General features: G+C 70.5%; 15 protein-coding genes. 3 read left to right on the forward strand and 12 right to left on the reverse strand.

All coding sequences use genetic code 11. From position 1 onward, the window contains the following. Positions 1-69: 69 nt before the first annotated feature. The 10 genes from FM112_RS14955 to dapA form a co-directional block, all read right to left on the reverse strand. Complete coding sequence (locus FM112_RS14955) at positions 70-1,770, reverse strand: SulP family inorganic anion transporter (RefSeq protein WP_087009029.1); 1,701 nt, start codon at positions 1,768-1,770, stop codon at positions 70-72. A 71-nt stretch (positions 1,771-1,841) separates the two neighbouring features. Further along, positions 1,842-2,492 carry a regulatory protein RecX gene (locus tag FM112_RS14960; RefSeq protein ID WP_087009031.1) on the reverse strand — a complete coding sequence of 217 codons (651 nt, stop codon included), beginning with the start codon at positions 2,490-2,492 and terminating at the stop codon, positions 1,842-1,844. Next, positions 2,492-3,547 carry a recombinase RecA gene (gene recA / locus FM112_RS14965; protein ID WP_087009033.1) on the reverse strand — a complete coding sequence of 352 codons (1,056 nt, stop codon included), beginning with the start codon at positions 3,545-3,547 and terminating at the stop codon, positions 2,492-2,494. Before recA ends, FM112_RS14960 begins: the two co-directional genes overlap by 1 nt. 252 nt (positions 3,548-3,799) lie before the next feature. Then, on the reverse strand, positions 3,800-4,030 hold the full coding sequence (locus FM112_RS14970) for a DUF3046 domain-containing protein (RefSeq protein ID WP_087009035.1): 231 nt from the start codon (positions 4,028-4,030) through the stop codon (positions 3,800-3,802). 83 nt (positions 4,031-4,113) lie between these two features. After that, entirely contained in the window at positions 4,114-4,446 is a 333-nt protein-coding gene (locus FM112_RS14975; protein WP_087009037.1) for a helix-turn-helix domain-containing protein, read from the reverse strand. Positions 4,447-4,564: 118 nt separating this feature from the next. After that, positions 4,565-5,356: a CinA family protein gene (locus FM112_RS17680; protein WP_303394051.1), complete on the reverse strand. Its 792-nt coding sequence runs from the start codon at positions 5,354-5,356 to the stop codon at positions 4,565-4,567. 36 nt (positions 5,357-5,392) lie between these two features. Next, positions 5,393-5,995 (reverse strand): CDP-diacylglycerol--glycerol-3-phosphate 3-phosphatidyltransferase, encoded by a 603-nt coding sequence (pgsA, locus tag FM112_RS14985; protein WP_254910527.1) that lies wholly within the window; start codon positions 5,993-5,995, stop codon positions 5,393-5,395. Between the two features lie 36 nt (positions 5,996-6,031). Beyond that, on the reverse strand, positions 6,032-8,797 hold the full coding sequence (locus FM112_RS14990) for a DNA translocase FtsK (RefSeq protein WP_087009041.1): 2,766 nt from the start codon (positions 8,795-8,797) through the stop codon (positions 6,032-6,034). An 84-nt stretch (positions 8,798-8,881) separates the two neighbouring features. Beyond that, on the reverse strand, positions 8,882-10,516 hold the full coding sequence (locus FM112_RS14995; RefSeq protein WP_254910535.1) for a ribonuclease J: 1,635 nt from the start codon (positions 10,514-10,516) through the stop codon (positions 8,882-8,884). 105 nt (positions 10,517-10,621) lie between these two features. After that, entirely contained in the window at positions 10,622-11,596 is a 975-nt protein-coding gene (dapA, locus tag FM112_RS15000) for a 4-hydroxy-tetrahydrodipicolinate synthase (RefSeq protein WP_087009045.1), read from the reverse strand. A gap of 39 nt (positions 11,597-11,635) precedes the next feature. On the opposite strand from dapA, the gene FM112_RS15005 reads away from it, so the two are divergent. Continuing rightward, positions 11,636-12,553: a tRNA (guanosine(46)-N(7))-methyltransferase TrmB gene (locus FM112_RS15005; protein ID WP_176386854.1), complete on the forward strand. Its 918-nt coding sequence runs from the start codon at positions 11,636-11,638 to the stop codon at positions 12,551-12,553. Here FM112_RS15005 and FM112_RS15010 read toward each other — a convergent pair. Beyond that, on the reverse strand, positions 12,550-14,100 hold the full coding sequence (locus FM112_RS15010) for an Hsp70 family protein (RefSeq protein WP_087009047.1): 1,551 nt from the start codon (positions 14,098-14,100) through the stop codon (positions 12,550-12,552). The two genes, FM112_RS15005 and FM112_RS15010, sit on opposite strands and share 4 nt — an antisense overlap. A gap of 46 nt (positions 14,101-14,146) precedes the next feature. Beyond that, positions 14,147-16,000, reverse strand: a complete 1,854-nt coding sequence (gene lepA, locus FM112_RS15015; RefSeq protein WP_176386855.1) for a translation elongation factor 4 — start codon at positions 15,998-16,000, stop codon at positions 14,147-14,149. 125 nt (positions 16,001-16,125) lie between these two features. Between lepA and FM112_RS15020 the strand changes: the two genes are divergently transcribed. Further along, positions 16,126-16,569 (forward strand): PTS sugar transporter subunit IIA, encoded by a 444-nt coding sequence (locus FM112_RS15020; RefSeq protein ID WP_087009049.1) that lies wholly within the window; start codon positions 16,126-16,128, stop codon positions 16,567-16,569. Between the two features lie 44 nt (positions 16,570-16,613). Next, the gene (locus FM112_RS15025) at positions 16,614-16,889 is read left to right on the forward strand and encodes a PTS sugar transporter subunit IIB (protein WP_087009051.1); all 276 of its coding nucleotides are present in this window, start codon (positions 16,614-16,616) and stop codon (positions 16,887-16,889) included. Positions 16,890-16,893: the final 4 nt, after the last annotated feature.

The raw sequence follows: 16,893 nt of genomic DNA on the forward strand, positions 1-16,893 counted from the left end.
CCAGTATCCGGGGTACCCCGCGGGCGCGCATCACCCGCGCGGGCGAGGCGACCGATCGGCGCGCGGGCGCTAGTCCGCGGGCTCCGGTTCGCGCCCGCCTCCGGGTGCCCGCCATGGTCCCCTGCGGATATGGCTCCGGGCGTGGTCGACGGCGTCCTCGAGCGAAGCCCGGACATGGCGCTCGTCGCGCAGCGCGTCATAGACGCCCAGCGCCTTGGCGACCTGCTGATAGCGCGGGTGCAGGCCCTTGATGAGCACCGTCACCCCGCGCTGCTCGAAAGTCTCGATGATCTCGACGAGGGCGTTCGCGCCGGTCGCGTCGAGTCCGCTGAGGTGGGACAGCCTGATGATCACCACCTCGATGCCGGTGAGATCCTCGAACTGCCGTCGCAGCCGCTCGGCGGCGCCGAAGAACATGGCGCCGTCGATGCGCACGAGCGCGATCCGCTCATCGCCCTCCACGCGGTCGCCGGGGAGCTCCTCCCGTCGCACCCCGGCCTGGTCCGCGAGATGCTTGAGCGCGAAGATCGCCGTCGCCACGAGACCGATCTCCACGGCGACGATGAGGTCGAACGCCACGGTGATCCCGGCCGTCGCGAAGAAGATCAGGGCGTCGGCGCGCGTCGCGCGCATGACGGCCTTGATCGTGAGGGGCGACACCATCCGGATGGCCGTGGCCATGAGCACGCCGGCGAGCGCCGCGAGCGGGATCTCGGAGACGAGAGCGGCCCCGAGGTAGATCACGACGAGCAGGATCAAGGCGTGCACGATGGCGCTCGCCCTGCTGCGCGCACCGGATCGCACGTTGACCGCGGTGCGGGCGATGGCGCCCGTGGCGGGCATCCCGCCGAAGAGGCCCGAGGCGATCGAGGCGAGGCCCTGCCCGCTGAGCTCCCGATCGGGGTTGTAGTGACCGGTGTCGGCCATCCGCGAGGCGACCCGCGCCGAGAGCAGCGATTCGATGGCCGCGAGGAGCGCGATCGAGATCGCCGGCGCGATGAGCGCGCTCAGCGAGCCGAGATCGAACGCGGGAATCGAGGGGGCGGGAAGCGCCGTCGGCAGCTCGCCGATACGGGGGACGGGCATATCGACGAGCACGACCAGCGCCGTGGCCGCCGCCACCGCGATCAGACTGGCCGGGATCGCCCTGTGCACGCGCGGCAGCACGAGGATGAGCGCCCAGGTGACGGCGACCACCAGGAGGGTCTGCCACGCGACCGACCAGTCGGCCCGCCCGATCGACTCGCCCGCGGCGAGCACCGGGTTCATGCCGATCGTCGCGGTGGTGCCGAAGGCCATCGGCACCTGCTGGAGGAAGATGATGATGCCGATGCCGAGTGTGAACCCCTCGACGACGGTCCAGGGGATCAGGGAGACGACGCGGCCGAGCCCGAGCAGACCCATGAACAGCAGCAGGATCCCCGCCATGAGGGCGAGCAGCGGGACCGACCCGGCTCCGTGCACGGCGACCACCGGGGCCAGCACCACGGCCATCGCCCCGGTCGGCCCCGACACCTGCACGTTCGAGCCGCCGAAGACGGCGGCCACGAGACCGGCCACCACCGCCGTGACGAGTCCCGCCGCGGCGGAGACTCCCGAGCTGATGCCGAAGGCGAGGGCGAGCGGCAGCGCGACGATCGCCACCGTGATGCCCGCGGTGATGTCGACCCGCCAGTGCCGCGCGAACGGTCGGTAGTCGGAGGCTCGGGGCAGGAGCCGATCGCCGAGCGTGCGGGCGATGCCGCGGCGCCCCTCGGAAGAAGCGGACATCGGACTGTCTGCACCTCGGTTCTGCATCGACGATCGGGATCGCCCACCAGCTTAGGCCGGGGACGCGGCGTTCAGGAGAGCAGCTCGCGGACGACGCGGCCCACAATGTCGCCGCCGTACCCGCGCCGGGCGAGGAAGCCGTACAGCCGGCGGCGGGCCGCCTCGCGGTCGACGCCGCGCAGCTTGCGCGCCCGGTCGGCGCCCAGCTCGAGCGCGCGCTCGTACTCCTCGTCCCCGCCGAACTCGGCGAGTACCGCCTCCGCCACGGATTCCGGGATGCCCCGGCGCTGCAGCTCTCGGCTCATGCCGCCCCGCCCGAGCCCCTTCCGGCTCAGCGAACCGGTCGCGAGCTGCTCCGCGAGACGCGCATCGTCGAGGTAGCCGAGGTCGATCATCCGGTGGACGACCCGCTCCCGTTCGAGCGGTTCGAGGTCGGTCTGCTCCGCGAGGAGACGATCGGCCTCCCGCTCCGATTTCGGGCTTCGCGCGAGAGCGCGGACGAGCAGCTCGGCGGCCTCGTCCATCGCGCTCTCGACCGAGACCTCGACCGGCTCCTCGCCCGGCGCCGCGGCGACCGGCGCGTACTCCGCCTCGGTCGCCGCGATATCGGCGCGCAGCCGCGCCAACCGCTCCTCCTGAGCGGTCGACGCGGCTGCGGGGTCGGAAGGCTTCGCCGTCGGGAACGGGATGACCTTCGCGAGATCCTCGTGCTCCTCGGCCATCAGGCTCCGAGCTCGACGATCTCGCCGGTCTCCTCATCCACGACCGGCTCGGGCTCGCCCTCGCGCAGCCCCAGCTTGACCTGGATCTTCTCCTCGATCTCGCGGGCGAGGTCCTTGTTGTCGAGGAGATGCCGGCGCACGTTCTCCTTGCCCTGCCCGAGCTGGTCGCCCTCGTAGGTGAACCAGGAGCCGGACTTGTTCACGATGCCGTGCTCCACGCCGTAGTCGATGAGCGACCCCTCGCGGGAGATGCCGTGGCCGTAGAGGATGTCGAACTCCGCCTGCTTGAACGGCGGGGCCATCTTGTTCTTCACCACCTTGACCCGGGTGCGGTTGCCGACCGCGTCGCCCGAGTCCTTGAGGGTCTCGATGCGGCGGATGTCGAGGCGGACCGAGGCGTAGAACTTGAGCGCCTTGCCGCCCGAGGTCGTCTCGGGGCTGCCGAAGAACACGCCGACCTTCTCGCGCAGCTGGTTGATGAAGATGGCGGTGGTCTTGGTCTGGTTCAGCCCGCCGGTGAGCTTCCGCAGCGCCTGCGACATGAGGCGGGCCTGCAGGCCGACGTGCGAGTCGCCCATCTCGCCCTCGATCTCGGCCCGCGGCACGAGCGCCGCCACCGAGTCGATGACGATGAGGTCGATCGCGCCCGAGCGGACCAGCATGTCCGTGATCTCGAGCGCCTGCTCGCCCGTGTCGGGCTGCGACACGAGCAGCTGGTCGATGTCCACGCCCAGCTTCTTGGCGTATTCGGGGTCGAGCGCGTGCTCGGCGTCGACGAAGGCGGCGATGCCGCCCTGCGCCTGCACGTTGGCGATGGCGTGCAGCGCCACGGTGGTCTTGCCCGAGGACTCGGGCCCGTAGACCTCGACCACGCGGCCGCGCGGGAGGCCGCCGATGCCGAGCGCCGCGTCCAGCGCGATCGAGCCGGTGGGGATCACCTCGATGGGTGCGCGCTCCTCGCTGCCGAGGCGCATGACCGACCCCTTGCCGAAGTGGCGGTCGATCTGGGTGAGTGCGGATTCCAGTGCTTTTTCGCGGTCTTTGGGTGCGGCCATGATCGGCTCCTTGCGTTGCGGGTGTTGTCGCCTACAGGCTGTCTTGCGCTGATGCGGAGCGCTCGGACAAGGCGTGCGGGTTGGTTTCGACCTGTTGCCCACCAAGGTAGGGCCGGCCACCGACATCGGCTCCGACGGGGCGTCGCCATGGGGATGACCGGGTCTCCACAACCCACGTGCACGACACTACACCGTCTCGAACAGTCGTTCGAGCGAGCCGGTGTGGCGTGTCAGAACAAAAACGCCGTCCGCTCAGGAATCGCGCCGCGGGTCGAGCCTGCCGACCCCGTACCAGCGATCCTTCGGCACGTCCATGGCCGTGCACAGCGCCTCCCAGACCCGGCGGGCGTCCTCGCCCGCGTCGAGCGCCTGCTTCGCGGTGCGGTCGCCGAGGCGGTCCAGCACGACATCGCGCACGACGCTCTCGCCGTAGACCTCGCCGAACTCGTCGGTGACCGCACGCTGGAACTCGCTCAATCGCATCCGGCAATGGTACGCCCGCCGGCGCGACGACGAGCCCCCGCCGCCGGAATCGGCGGCGGGGGCTCGGCTGACGGTGCGTCGCGCTAGTGCGCGGCGATCGGTTCGCGGGGGCTGTTCAGGATGTCGTCGGGAACCGTGTCGGGGATGACGCCGGCGAGGCGCTGCTCGCGCTGCTCGAGGCCCTCGTGCACCACGAGCCGGTCGCCCACCTCGTGATAGATCTGCGACAGCGGCGTCTCGAGCGCCTCGGCCACCGAGGCGAGGATCTCGCTCGACGCCTCCTTCTGGCCGCGCTCGATCTCGGACAGGTAGCCGAGAGCGACGGACGCGCGCCCTGCCACCTGCCGGAGCGTAGCGCCCTTGCGGAGACGGACGTTCCGAAGCACCTCTCCCATTTCGTGTCGGACTAGCACCATACGGAACCTCCCTTTCGTGGTACGTCGGTAGGGGCTGATGCAGTGTATAACCCGCCCCCGACAGAAATCATTCCCGTTCCCCGAGAAGTCCGCACCGGGTGCGCCCGAGCCGTTCGGATCATGTCTCCGCGTAGGTCGCGAGGTGCTCGACGACGTTGAACACCGCCGCCTCGATCGTCGCGAACCGGATGCGCTGCCGCGAGCCGACGGGGTCGTCCTCGCGCACGAGGTTCGAGAAGTCCAGCGTCGCGACGTGCTCGCCCCAGAGGGAGCTCACGCCGATGAAGACCGTGCCGGCCGGCTTGTCCTCCGCCGGCCCCGGTCCCGCGACGCCGGTGGTCGACACCCCGATGTCGGCATGGCGGTCGTCCATCACGAATTTCTCCCGCACGCCCGCGGCCATCTGCCGCGCGACCTCCGGGTGCACCGCCCCGTGCTCGTAGAGCACGCGCGAGTCGACGTCGAGCAGCGAGTGCTTGATCTCGTTCTGATAGGCGACGATGCCGCCGCGGAACGACTCGGAGATGCCGGGCACCCGGACGAGCTCGGCCGCGAGCCCGCCGCCTGTCAGCGATTCGGCGACCGCGATGCTCAGCCCGGCGCCGAGCAGCAGGTTCGCGAGCTCCACCGTGGCCTCCGCCGGCGCGTTCGTCGTGCTCGCGACCGGTGGCAGGGGCGGCAGTCCCGCATCGACCGCGGGATCGGCCTGGGCCGGGGGCGCCGGAGGCTCCGTGCGCGCGGGCGCCGGCGGCGGGTCGGACTGCGCCGGCGGCCGGGGCGGCTGCGCCGGCACCGCCTGGCGCTGCGACTCGTCGTCGGCGGTGATGGGCGCGATCAGGTTCGCGTCCGAGAGCTTCGTGCCGTGATCGGCCGGTTCGAACCGCGAGCCGAAGGGGTTCGGTGTCACCATGGTTGCGCTCCTACGAGGTCGGACGGCCGTAGCGGCTCATCGCTCGCCCTGCTGAGGCCAGTATGCCCGCACGAGATAGTCGATACCTGACCAGATCGTGAGGATGAACGCGATCGACATCGTCGCCGTGTCGACCCACGCGAACCAGTCCCCCAGGATCGCGGTCAGCGGTGCGACGGCGAGGGAGATCGCCACCGCCTGGGCGACGGTCTTCAGCTTGCCGCCGCGCCCTGCCGGGAGCACGATGCGACGGACCTCGACGAGGCGCCACACGGTGATGCCGAGCTCGCGCAGCAGGATGAGCCCGGTCACCCACCAGGGCAGCTCGCCGAGGATGGACAGCACCACGAGCGCCGCCCCGGTGAGGGCCTTGTCGGCGATCGGGTCGAGGATCTTCCCGAGGTCGCTGATGAGGTTGCGGCTGCGGGCGAGGTGCCCATCGATCGCGTCCGAGGAGATCCCGACCACGAACAGCGCGAACGCCGCCCACCGCAACGGCCCGTCCTGCCCGGCGTCCGCGAACATCGCCCACGCGAAGGCCGGGACGAACAGGATGCGCACCATCGTGATGATGTTCGGCACCGCCCACGCGCTCACCGGCCCGTCCCCCCGGCGCCAGATGCGCTTCGCCTCGGTCACGTCATCGCTCGATTCTTCCCCGTCATCGTCGTTCCGCTAGTCGCGCCCGGTCAGGCCCCAGGCGTCCTCGTCCTCCTCGCCCTCGACGACCTCGAGCCCTTCGTACTGCTCGGTCACCAGGTCGGCGGGGCCGTCGTCGTAGTCGCCGCCGCCCTGCGGCGCGGCCTGCGGGGCCGGGGGCTCGTCGCCGCGGATCATCGCGAGCACCTGCGGCAGCTCCTCGGGCGTTCGCAGCACGTCGCGCGCCTTGGAGCCCTCCGAGGGGCCGACGATCTCGCGCGATTCGAGCAGGTCCATGAGCCGGCCCGCCTTGGCGAAGCCGACGCGGAGCTTGCGCTGCAGCATCGAGGTCGACCCGAACTGCGAGGTGATGACGAGCTCCGCGGCCGCGAGCAGCGGCTCGAGGTCGTCGCCGATGTCGGAGTCGATCTCGCGCTTCTCGGCGGGGGCCGTGACGTCGGTGCGGTACTCGGGCTGGGCCTGCGCCTTGACGTGCGAGACGACGTGGTTGATCTCGCCGTCGTCCACCCAGGCGCCCTGCACGCGGATCGGCTTCTGCCCCGCGGGCGAGAACAGGCCGTCGCCCTGCCCGATCAGCGCCTCCGCGCCGACCTGGTCGAGGATGACCCGGGAGTCGGTGGAGCTGGTCACCGCGAATGCGAGGCGGGAGGGCACGTTGGCCTTGATGAGGCCGGTGACCACGTCCACCGAGGGCCGCTGCGTGGCCAGCACGAGGTGGATGCCGGCCGCGCGGGCCAGCTGGGTGATGCGCACGATCGAGTCCTCGACGTCGCGCGGGGCGACCATCATCAGCTCGGCGAGCTCGTCCACCACGACGAGCAGGTAGGGGTAGGGCTTGAGCTTGCGCTTGGACCCCTCTGGCACCTGGACCTCGCCGGCGCGGATCGCGGCGTTGAAGTCGTCGACGTGCCGGAACCCGAAGTTCTCGAGGTCGTCGTAGCGCATCTCCATCTCCTTCACGACCCACTGCAGCGCCTCGGCGGCCTTCTTCGGGTTCGTGATGATGGGGGTGATGAGGTGCGGGACGCCCGCGTACGGCGTGAGCTCGACCCGCTTCGGGTCGACGAGCACCATGCGCACGTCGGAGGGCTTGGAGCGGGTGAGCAGCGACACGATCATCGAGTTCACGAAGCTCGACTTGCCGGAGCCCGTGGAGCCGGCCACGAGCAGGTGCGGCATCTTCGCGAGGTTCGCGAGCACGAAGCCGCCCTCGACGTCCTTGCCCACGCCGATCGTCATGGGGTGGGTCGCCTTGACCGCCTTCTGCGAGGCGAGCACGTCGCCGAGCTGCACGACCTCGCGATCGGTGTTGGGGATCTCGACGCCGATCGCGGACTTGCCGGGGATGGGCGAGAGGATCCGCACCTGGTTCGAGCGCACGGCGTAGGAGATGTTCTTCGAGAGCTGCGTGACCTTCTCGACCTTGGTGCCGGGCGCCACCTCGACCTCGTAGCGGGTGACGGTGGGGCCCCGGGAGAAGCCGGTGACCTTGGCGTCCACGTTGAAGGAGGCGAACGTCTGGTTGAGGGCCTCGATGATCTCGTCGTTGGCCTCGGTCCTCGTCGCGGCGGGCGCGCCCCGCTTGAGGAAGGTCTGCGAGGGCAGGACGTACTCGCCCGCCTCCTCGTCGTCGGCGCGCGTATCCCAGTGGGCGGTCTCGTCCTCCTCCACCGCGGCGAGCGCGTCCGCCTCGCTCGGCTCCGTCGAGGCGGGCGCGGCGGGCATCTGCGCGGTCGGCGCATCCGCGCCGCCGATCACCTCGGTGGGGTGGTCGTCCGGCGCCGGGGCCCCGTCCTGCGCGGCCGCCTGCCGACGCTGCTTCCCGCGGCCCTTGCCGGTCTGCGGCAGCACCTGCGTCTCGGCCTCGTCGAGCAGCTCCGTGATCGCGTCGGCGCCCTCGCGATCCTCGGGGTCGACGAGCGGCGTGTCGTAGGCGGGGTCCACCTCTCGACCGGACTCGTTGCGGCGCCACCAGGGCACCCGGTCGTCCTCGCGGTCCGAGCCGGAGCGGCCGCCGTCCTTGTCGGCGGCCTTCCGCTCGGCCTTCTCGCCCGCATCCGCCGTCGTGGCGTCGGCTCCGACGAGCCAGTTCCAGCCCTCGCGGACCCGGTTGGGGAGCTGCCGCGGCGGCGTCTTCGTGAGCACGAACAGCGACAGCACGAATACGAGCGCGAGCACGACGGTGGCGCCGATCTTCGTGATGAGGAATCCGAGCGGCCCGCCGACCATCCAGCCGAAGATGCCGCCCGCCTGCGCGAGCAGCGGCATGCCCTGAGCGGGTTCCGGCTCGCCGCCGTGCAGGTGGCAGATGCCGCACACGCTGAACAGCGCGAGGGCGAGGCCCGTCATGACGCGTCCGTTGTCGTACACCGAGGAGGGGTGCCGGAAGAGCCACAGGGCGAGGGCGATGAGGACGACCGGCATGGCGTAGGAGACCACGCCGAAAAGACCGCCGAAGGTGAACGCGTTCATGGCGATCGCGAAGCCGTGGCCCGGGAAGAACCAGACCATGACGGCGCCGACGATCGCGAGCAGGATGAGCACCGTCGGGAAGGAGTCGCGGCGGTCCTCGGCCGCGAGCTGCTCGCGGCCCATGGCCCGGGCTCCCCCGCCGATGGCGTGGGCGAAGCCGTTCCAGGCGCGGGCCCCGAGCGCCTGCTCCTCGACGCTCAGCTGGACCTTGGTGTCGGTCTTGCCCGACGACTTCCCCGACTGGCCGCGGGCACCGGTCTTGGTGCCCGCGTTCCGGTTCTGGGCGCGTTTCGGCGACGAGTTAGACATGGTCAATACGCTACCGGTGCGGGCGCGCAGGCGCGGGCACATCTCGCGGAGTGCCCCGAATCCGCGCGCCCACCGGCGGGAGCGCTAGTTCGAGAACGTCACGACCGGGACGATCATCGGCCGGCGGCGCTGCTTGGTGCCGGCCCAGCGGCCGACCACGCGGCGAACCGCCTGCGAGAGGCGGTACTTGTCCCGCACGCCGTCGGCGAGCGCGTCCTCGAGCGCCTTGCGCACCTGGGGCACCAGCGGCTCGAACACGCGGTCGTCGGGGGCGAAGGCGCGGGCGTGCAGCTCCGGGCCGGCGACGATGCTGCCGTCCGTGGGGTTGACCACGGCGAAGATCGAGATGAAGCCCTCCTCGGACAGCGTGCGGCGGTCCTTGAGGTCGTCCTCGGTGACCGAGCCGACGGTCTTGCCGTCGACGTAGACGAAGCCGACCGGGATGTCCGCGACCTTGCGCGGCACGCCCTTGACGAGGTCGATGACCCCGCCGTTCTCGGTGATCACCATGTGGTCCTCGGGCACGCCCGAGGATGCGGCGATGCGCGAGTTCGCCACGAGGTGGCGGTACTCGCCGTGCACCGGCATTGCGTAGTTCGGCTTGATCACGTTGTAGCAGGTGAGCAGCTCGTCGGCGAAGCCGTGACCGGAGACGTGCACGCGGGCGTTGCCCTTGTGCACCACATCGGCGCCGGACTTCATGAGGTTGTTGATCATGTTCGACACCGGCACCTCGTTGCCGGGGACGAGGCTGGAGGCGAGCACGACGCGGTCGCCCTCGCCCACCTCGATCGCGTGGTCGTGCTGCGCGATGCGGTTCAGCACGGCGAGGGTCTCGCCCTGCGAGCCGGTGCAGATGAAGACCACCTTGTTCCTCGGCATGCCGAGGGCCTTCTTGTAGTCGACCAGCGTGCCCTCGGGGGCGTCGAGGAAGCCGAGGTCGAGCGCGATGCCCATGTTGCGGGTCATCGAGCGGCCGACCAGCGCGACCTTGCGTCGGTTCGCGACGGCGGCGTTGATGACGTGCTGCACGCGGTGGATGTGGCTCGCGAAGCTCGAGACGACCACGCGCCCCGTGGCGGTGCGCACCGCCTCGTGGATGGCCGGGGCCACGCTCATCTCGCTGCCGGAGTGGCCCGGCATCTCGGCGTTGGTGGAGTCGCACAGGAAGAGGTCGACGCCCTGCTCGCCGAGGCGGCCGAAGGCGCGCAGGTCGGTGAGCCGGCCGTCGAGCGGCGTGGGGTCGAGCTTGATGTCGGCCGTGTGGATGAAGGAGCCCGCCTTCGTCGACACGTGCACCGCGAGCGAGTCCGGGATCGAGTGGTTGATCGCGATGAACTCGCAGCGGAAGGGGCCGAACTCCTCGACGTCGCCCTCGGCGACGGTGAGCGTGTAGGGCTTGATGCGGTGCTCGCGCAGCTTCGCCTCCACCAGCGCGAGCGTGAGCTTCGAGCCGATGAGGGGGATGTCGGGCTTGCGCTTGAGGAGGTACGGCACGCCGCCGATGTGGTCCTCGTGGCCGTGGGTCAGGAAGATGCCGACGACATCGTCGAGCCGGTCCATGACCGACTCGATGTCGGGCAGGATGAGGTCGACTCCCGGCTGCGTGGACTCGGGGAAGAGCACGCCGCAGTCGATGATGAGGATCTTGCCGTTGATCTCGAAGGAGGTCATGTTGCGGCCGACCTCGCCGAGGCCCCCGTGGGGGATGATGCGCATGGCATCGCGCTTGAGCTTGGGAAGGTTCTGCTTCGCAGATTCCTTGGTGGACGTATCGGTCATTCAGTACCTGTCAGTTTGGCGGCACCGCCTCGCGGCGTCTTGCTAGCGGGTGGTGCCGGCGATCTTCGGGAGCGCGCCGCCTGCGGCCGCGTTCCGATCGGGGCGGAAATTTGTGAAGTCGACGCCGGCGAGACCGTGCACCTGCGCGAGGTCGTTCTCGATGAGCGTGGCCTCGGAGTCTTCGGGCCCGACGAGCGGCAACCGTACCCGGGGGGACGAGATGCGGCCGAGACCGTGCAGGATGTACTTGGTCGAGACGGTTCCCGGGATGTGGCGCATGGTGGCGCGCGCAAGCGGTTCGAGAAGCCGGTGCTCGGCGGTGGCTGCGGCGAGGTCGCCGCGGTTGACTGCATCCACGATTGTACGGTACGGCTGCGGGGCGATGTTGGCGGTGACGCCGATGAGCCCGCTCGCGCCGATCGACATGGCCGGGAGCACCATGGGGTCGTCCCCCGAGAAGTAGAGCAGATCCGTCTCGTTGAGCACCCGCGAGACCTCGGCCAGGTCGCCCTTGGCGTCCTTCACGGCGAGGATGTTCGGGTGCTTCGCGAGCCGGAGGATCGTCTCGTACCTGATGGGCACGCCGGCCCGTCCGGGGATGTCGTAGAGGATCATGGGCAGGTCGGTGGCGTCCGCGATCATGCGGAAGTGCGTGAGCAGCCCCGCCTGCGTGGGCTTGTTGTAGTACGGCGTGACGGCCATGATGGCGTCGGCGCCGGCGTCCTCGGACTGCTTCGCGAGCTGGATGGCGTGCGCGGTCTCGTTCGACGGCCCGCCCTGGATGATCCGGGCGCGGTCCCCCGCGACGTCCTTCGCGACCTTGATGAGCTTGAGCTTCTCGTCGTCCGTCAGCGTCGAGGTCTCCCCGGTGGTCCCGGAGATGACGACGCCGTCCACGCCCTGCGAGACGAGCGAGTCGACATGACGCTCGACATCGCCCCACGCGACCTCGCCGTCGTGATCCATGGGGGTGATGAGCGCTACGAGCACCTGGCCGAAGGGATTGTTCACAGTCACTCGTCCAGGGTACCGCTCATCGGGGTTTAATAGGGAGCAATGACTACATCGAACGAGGCCGGGCGCTCGAACGCGCAGGCCCGCGAGCGCTTCCGCATCCGGTCGTTCTCCATGCGCGGACACACCCGCATGGCGCGCGACTACGAGGAGAATCTCGAGCGCTTCGGACCGAAGTACATCATCGACCTCCCCGAGGGCGATGCGACCGCGACCGTCTCCTCCGGGGCCGTCGTGGACCTGCGCGCCGAGTTCGGGCGGGAGGCCCCGCTCGTCGTCGAGATCGGCCCCGGCAACGGGGAGCAGCTCGCCCACGCCGCGAAGGAGCATCCCGACTGGGACTTCCTCGCGTTCGAGGCCTGGCATCCGGGCGTCGCGAAGTGCGTGGGCAACTTCGCCCGCAACGGGCTCGAGAACGTGCGGGTGATCGAGGCGGACGTCGCCCAGGCGCTGCCGGTCGTGTTCGGTCTCGAGGTGCGCGAGGACGAGCGCGCGGTGCAGGGCGGGGTCGGCGTGGGCGTGGACGGCACCGGGATCGCCACCGGCCGGCCGGACCCGGCCCACCCGAACGCGGCGAACCCGCGCGCCCGCGAGCTGTGGACCTTCTTCCCCGATCCGTGGCGCAAGGCGCGGCACCGCAAGCGCCGGCTCGTGAGCGACGTGTTCACGTACACGGCCGCCGGCGTGCTCGAGCCCGGCGGCGTCTGGCGCATGGCCACCGACTGGGAGAACTACGCCTGGCAGATGCGCGACGTGGTGGAGGACTCGGCCTGGTTCGAGAACCCGCACCGCGGCGAGCGCCCCGACCCCGCGGACGAGCAGCCCGAGCGCGGCGGGTTCGCCCCGCGGTTCGAGGGGCGCCTGCTCACGCACTTCGAGGAGCGCGGCCGGCTCGCCGGTCGGCCCGCGCACGACGTCGTCGGCGTGCGGCGGAACGCCCCGCTGGCGACCACCCGCTAGCCGCGCCCGGCGGCGAGCCGGCGGCCGCGCGGCCGACGCTCCTCCGCGCTGCGCGCCTCGGCCTCGACCGCGTATCCCGTGTCGAGGTCCTCGACCCGCACCGAGGTGATCCCGTTCGCGTCGATGCGCACCGTCTCCTCGACGAGGGGGCCGCCCTCGCGGCGCACGACCGGGACGCGCCGGAGGTCGTCCGCGTCCCGCAGCGCCGGGTCGAAGGGCACGAGGAGCTCGACGAGCGGCGAGAGGTCCCCCGTGGGCTCCCCCGCCGGGTCGAGCGCGGCGTATTCGACGAAGCGGAACCAGCCCAGGTTGTGCGCGGCCCGGTAGCGGCGGCGGACCACGAGCTCGCCGCGCTCGTCGGGCGGCGTCCCGGGTTCGATGAGCGCGTCGAAGCCGACTCGGCGGCCCGTGTCGTGCTCGCGGAACACGCCGATGCCCCGCGCGATGCGGTCCCGCAGCGCATAGCCCGAATCCGGATCGGCCGCGATCGCGAGCCCGATCGCGGTGGACGCGGCCGGGTACGGCGAGCGGTGCACCCGGCGTCCGTAGCGCTCCCGCAGCATGCGCGGGATGAGCGGGAGCCCGGAGGCGCCGCCCACGAGGTACACGCCGGCGACCTCGGAGCCCGCGAGCTGCTCGGCGGGCTCCTCGCCGAGCAGCTCCCCGACGGCGCCGATCGCGCGCTCGACGAGCCCCTCGCAGGCCTCGTAGTACGCCTCCACCGGCACGGTGATGTCGGTGTCCCCGAATTCGAGGAAGATGCGTCGGGACTGCGGGGCGATGCGCTCCTTCGCGCTGCGCGCCTCGTCGAGCAGCCGTGCCCGGGCCCTGGTCCCCATCGCGTCGTGCTCGAGTCCCCCGGCCCTCTTCGCGAGCGAGGCCAGGACCTCGTCGAAGTCGTCGCCGCCGAGCTGGTTGATGCCCCGTGTGCGGAGGATCTCGTGATCGGTGCCGGCCACCCGCACCATCGAGGTGTCGAAGGTGCCGCCGCCGAGGTCGAAGACCACCACGGAGGTGCGCTTCGAGTTGATGCCCCGCGGGTAGCGGTGGGTGAACTCGAAGGCCGCCGCGCTGGGCTCGTTCACGAGGGCGAGCACCTCGATGCCGGCCCGGGCGAAGGCGTCGAGGGTGAGCAGCCGCTGGCCGCTGTGCGCGTTCGCCGGCACGCCCACGACCGCGCGGATCGGCTCGTCCGCCGAATCCGCGGCCAGCGGGTGCCGCCGGATGATCCCGGCCACGTGCTCGGCGAAGGCCGTCACGGCGTCGCCGAGCGCGACCCGGTCCTCCCCGATGCGCACGGGCGTCTGCGCCGTGCTGCCAGGGGCCGCGAGCAGGCGCTTGAACGAGCGCGCCACCGGCAGCCCCTCCTCGCCCAGCCGCACGGCGTCCCAGCCGGCGACGATGCGCCCCTCGTCGAGGGCGATCTGGGTGGGGATGTAGTCCTGCGGATCGCCGTCCGCGTCGTCCACGGTGAGGATGGGGTAGTTGCCGCGGTCTGCCGCGGCCACCACGGAGCGCGTGGTGCCGAAATCGGTGCCGAATCGCATAGGGACGACGCTAGCAAGCGAAGGCGTCGGCGCCCACGGCCGCGACCTACTTCTTCTTGTCGCCCTTCTTCTCCGTGTCCCCGGAGAGCGCCGCGATGAAGGCCTCCTGCGGCACCTCGACGCGGCCGACCATCTTCATCCGCTTCTTGCCCTCCTTCTGCTTCTCCAGCAGCTTCCGCTTTCGCGAGATGTCGCCGCCGTAGCACTTGGCGAGCACGTCCTTGCGGATCGCGCGGATGTTCTCGCGCGCGATGATGCGCGCGCCGATCGCGGCCTGGATGGGCACCTCGAACTGCTGCCTGGGGATGAGCTTGCGCAGCCGCTCCGCCATCATCGTGCCGTAGGAGTAGGCGTTGTCGCGGTGCACGATCGCGCTGAACGCGTCGACCTTCTCGCCCTGCAGCAGGATGTCGACCTTCACGAGGTCGGCGGCCTGGTCGCCCACCGGCTCGTAGTCGAGGGACGCGTAGCCCTGGGTGCGCGACTTCAGCTGGTCGAAGAAGTCGAAGACGATCTCGCCGAGCGGGAGGGTGTAGCGCAGCTCCACGCGCTCCTCCGACAGGTAGTCCATCGAGATGAGGCTGCCGCGGCGCTTCTCGCACAGCTCCATGACCTTGCCGATGTACTCCTTCGGCACGAGGACCGAGGCGCGCACGATCGGCTCGCGGATCTCGTCGATCTTGCCCTCCGGGAACTCGGAGGGGTTCGTGACGTGGTGCACCGTGCCGTCCTCGACCTGCACGTCGTAGGTGACGCTGGGCGCCGTGGTGATGATGTCGAGGTCGAACTCGCGCGAGAGGCGCTCGGTGATGATCTCGAGGTGCAGGAGGCCGAGGAAGCCGACCCGGAAGCCGAAGCCGAGCGCGACGGAGGTCTCCGGCTCGTAGTTGAGCGCGGCGTCCTCGAGCTTGAGCTTGTCGAGCGACTCGCGCAGGTCCGGGTAGTCGCCCGCGTCGATCGGATAGAGGCCGGAGTACACCATCGGCTTCGGCTCCACGAAGCCCTCGAGCCCCTCCTGGGCGGGCTTGCGCGCGGTCGTGACCGTGTCGCCCACCCGGGACTGGCGGACGTCCTTCACGCCGGTGATGAGGTAGCCGACCTCCCCCACCGCGAGGCCGTCCGCGGGGCGCGGCTCGGGGGCCGAGACGCCGAGCTCGAGCAGGTCGTGGGAGGCGCCGGTCGAGACCATCTGGATCTTCTCGCCGCTCCTCAGGGCCCCGTCCACGACCCGGACGTAGGTGACCACGCCGCGGTAGGTGTCGTACACCGAGTCGAAGATCATGGCGCGGGCGGGGGCGTCGAGCTCGCCGTCGGGCGCGGGGATGCGGTCGACGATGCGGTCGAGCAGCGCCTCGACGCCGGCGCCGGTCTTGCCGGAGACCCGCAGCACGTCCTCGGGCTCGCCGCCGATGAGGTTCGCGATCTCCGCCGCGTAGCGGTCGGGATCGGCCGAGGGGAGGTCGATCTTGTTCAGCACCGGGATGACCTCGAGGTCGTTCTCGAGCGCCAGGTAGAGGTTCGCGAGCGTCTGGGCCTCGATGCCCTGCGCCGCGTCCACGAGCAGGATCGCGCCCTCGCACGCCGCGAGCGAGCGCGAGACCTCGTAGGAGAAGTCGACGTGCCCCGGGGTGTCGATCATGTTGAGGATGAAGTCCTCGCCCGCGATGTGCCACGGCATCCGGACCGCCTGCGACTTGATGGTGATGCCGCGCTCGCGCTCGAGGTCCATCTTGTCGAGGTACTGCGCGCGCATCACGCGCTCCTCGACGGAGCCGGTCAGCTGCAGCATGCGGTCGGCGAGCGTCGACTTCCCGTGGTCGATGTGGGCGATGATGCAGAAGTTGCGGATGCGCTCGGCGGGAGTCGCGAGCGGCTGCAGGATATTGGGCTTGATCGGCATGGTACGAGCATTGTCCCATGAACCGGGCACCCGGGTGGGGTCGCCGAATCGCCCTGGGGTTTCGAAGGGTGCCGGGCGTAAAATGAAAGCAATTCATCGCTGGTCTCCAGACCCAAGGACGGCTCATGACGCACGATGTTCTTCCCGAATCCGCGATCGCCTTCAAGGCCGGGGCGGCCGACTGGCGCGATGCCGTCCGGGCGAGCGGAGATCTGCTCGTCGCGAGCGGCGCGACCACCGACGAGTACACCGACGCGATGATCGCCGCGGTCGAGGAGCTCGGCCCCTACATGGTCATCGCCCCCGGGTTCGCGCTCGCCCACGCGCGCCCCTCCGAGGCGGTCAGGCGCACCGGCCTCAGCTGGGTCACGCTCGCCGAGCCCGTCGAGTTCGGCAGCGCGAGCAACGACCCCGTCGACCTCGTCGTCGGCCTAGCCTCGCGCGACCACGACGCCCACATCCAGGTCATGTCGAAGCTCGCGGGCGTGCTCGCGAACGCCGACACCCTCGCGCGGCTGCGCGCCTCCACCGACCCCGCCGAGATCCGAGCCGCGCTGCTCGGCGAATAGCCTCGGCACCGCCCCGACAGGGGCACAACCGAAGAAGGAGAACCATGAAGATCATCGCCGTCTGCGGCATGGGCATCGGTACGTCCGTGCTGCTCAAGATGAACATCGACAACGCCCTCGAGGCCCTCGGCGTGGACGCGGATGTGGAAGCCGCCGATATTTCCTCCGCCCGGGGCGCGGCCGCGAGCGCCGACCTGGTCATGACCAGCGGCGAGCTCGCCGACCAGCTGGGCGACATCGACACCCCCGTCGTCGTGGTCGACAACTTCGTCGACCAGGACGAGGTGCAAGAGAAGCTCCAGCAGGGCCTTGCGCTCTAGCTGA

Source organism: Gulosibacter sp. 10, from assembly GCF_900163695.1.
Lineage (GTDB): Bacteria > Actinomycetota > Actinomycetes > Actinomycetales > Microbacteriaceae > Gulosibacter.

Coding starts and splice junctions, on each gene's coding strand:
- FM112_RS14955 (WP_087009029.1), bottom strand. CDS start 1,770: ATGTCCGCTTCTTCCGAGGGGCGCCGCGGCATCGCCCGCACGCTCGGC.
- FM112_RS14960 (WP_087009031.1), bottom strand. CDS start 2,492: ATGGCCGAGGAGCACGAGGATCTCGCGAAGGTCATCCCGTTCCCGACG.
- recA (WP_087009033.1), bottom strand. CDS start 3,547: ATGGCCGCACCCAAAGACCGCGAAAAAGCACTGGAATCCGCACTCACC.
- FM112_RS14970 (WP_087009035.1), bottom strand. CDS start 4,030: ATGCGATTGAGCGAGTTCCAGCGTGCGGTCACCGACGAGTTCGGCGAG.
- FM112_RS14975 (WP_087009037.1), bottom strand. CDS start 4,446: ATGGTGCTAGTCCGACACGAAATGGGAGAGGTGCTTCGGAACGTCCGT.
- FM112_RS17680 (WP_303394051.1), bottom strand. CDS start 5,356: ATGGTGACACCGAACCCCTTCGGCTCGCGGTTCGAACCGGCCGATCAC.
- FM112_RS14990 (WP_087009041.1), bottom strand. CDS start 8,797: ATGTCTAACTCGTCGCCGAAACGCGCCCAGAACCGGAACGCGGGCACC.
- FM112_RS14995 (WP_254910535.1), bottom strand. CDS start 10,516: ATGCGCATCATCCCCCACGGGGGCCTCGGCGAGGTCGGCCGCAACATG.
- FM112_RS15005 (WP_176386854.1), top strand. CDS start 11,636: ATGACTACATCGAACGAGGCCGGGCGCTCGAACGCGCAGGCCCGCGAG.
- FM112_RS15010 (WP_087009047.1), bottom strand. CDS start 14,100: ATGCGATTCGGCACCGATTTCGGCACCACGCGCTCCGTGGTGGCCGCG.
- lepA (WP_176386855.1), bottom strand. CDS start 16,000: ATGCCGATCAAGCCCAATATCCTGCAGCCGCTCGCGACTCCCGCCGAG.
- FM112_RS15020 (WP_087009049.1), top strand. CDS start 16,126: ATGACGCACGATGTTCTTCCCGAATCCGCGATCGCCTTCAAGGCCGGG.
- FM112_RS15025 (WP_087009051.1), top strand. CDS start 16,614: ATGAAGATCATCGCCGTCTGCGGCATGGGCATCGGTACGTCCGTGCTG.